The sequence below is a fragment of the Bowmanella yangjiangensis genome (assembly GCF_017255015.1).
In the GTDB taxonomy this organism is placed as follows: Bacteria; Pseudomonadota; Gammaproteobacteria; order Enterobacterales; family Alteromonadaceae; genus Bowmanella; species Bowmanella yangjiangensis.
On sequence record NZ_JAFKCS010000213.1, the window covers coordinates 1 to 1,402 of the forward strand.

Annotated in this window: 1 protein-coding gene; it reads right to left on the reverse strand. The window is 62.1% G+C overall.

Features of this window, described 5'->3' with window-relative positions; genetic code table 11:
* Positions 1-1,124, reverse strand: a 1,124-nt coding sequence (locus J0A65_RS23415) for a CmpA/NrtA family ABC transporter substrate-binding protein (protein ID WP_206596692.1), incomplete at its 3' end; no start/stop codon positions are given.
* Positions 1,125-1,402: the final 278 nt, after the last annotated feature.

Consider the following 1,402-nt stretch of genomic DNA (forward strand, 5'->3'; position numbering starts at 1 on the left):
GGCTTGGCGTCGGCAATCTGCCCCCAGCGACGCATCTGCGTCAGGTACCAGATGGCGTCGGAGTAGTAGGGGTAGGTGGCGTGGTAGCGGAAGAACACGTTGAAGTCCGGAACCTCGCGCTTGTCGCCTTTCTCGAATTCGAAGGTGCCGGTCATCGAGTTGGCGATGACCTTGGCATCGGCGCCGACGTACTCCGGACGCGAGAGAATTTCCACTGCCTCGGCGCGATTGGCGTTGTCGTCCGCATCCAGCCATTTGCCGGCGCGGATCAGCGCCTTGATCAGGCGCTTGTGAGTCTCCGGATTGGCTTGCGCCCAGCTGCGCGAGACGCCGAAGACCTTCTCCGACATGTTCCTGCGAATCGCGTAGTCGGCCACCACCGGCACGCCGATACCCTTGAACACGGCTGCCTGGTTCCAGGGCTCACCGACGCTGTAACCGCTGATGGTGCCGGCTTCGAGTGTCGCCGGCATCTGCGGCGGCGGCGTTACCGAGAGCAGTGCCTGGGCATCGATCTGGCCGCTGATGTCGCCCTTGTTCGGGGCGTAGTAACCGGGGTTGATACCGCCAGCCGCGAGCCAGTAGCGCAACTCGTAGTTGTGCGTCGACACCGGGAAAACCATGCCCAGATTGAAGGGCTTGCCGGCAGCGGCGTACTGCTCGATCACCGGCTTGAGCGCGTCGGCCTTGATCGGATGCACGGGTTTGCCATCGGCCATTGGCACCTGTGGCTTCATCGCCTGCCAGACCTCGTTGGAAACCGTGATGGCATTGCCATTGAGGTCCATGGTGAAGGCCGTGACCACATCCGCCTTGGTGCCGAAGCCGATGGTGGCCCCCAGTGGCTGGCCGGAGAGCATGTGCGCGCCGTCCAGTTCGCCGTCGATCACCCGGTCCAGCAACACCTTCCAGTTGGCCTGCGCCTCGAGCGTTACATACAGCCCTTCGTCCTCGAAGTAGCCCTTTTCGTAGGCGATGGCCAGCGGCGCCATGTCGGTGAGCTTGATGAACCCCAGTTTCAGTTCAGCTTTCTCCGGTTCGGCGGCGTGCAGCAACGGCGCGCTCAGCAGACCCAGGGCAAGCCCCAGCGAAGACAGGCGGCGGGGCGATAGGCGATGGAGCATGGCATTTCCTCGACTGACAGAAACGAAAAAAGACGTCGCAGACAACCTGCTGCCGATGGCAACGAGGAGTCTTTGACGTCTTTGTCGGTGTGCCCGAATCGCCGCCGTTGGCGATCTGGAGCGTGGTCAGGGTTTCCTTAGCAAGGCCTTTGCCAGCTTTCGTCGTGGCTGCCCTGGGATATGGATAAATCCATATCTTTCAAGGACCTGGCTCTTCAGTGACGGCTCCGTCAGGGTGCTCGATCCTGCTGCGGACTGCCCAAAGACTGTGCAGCAGG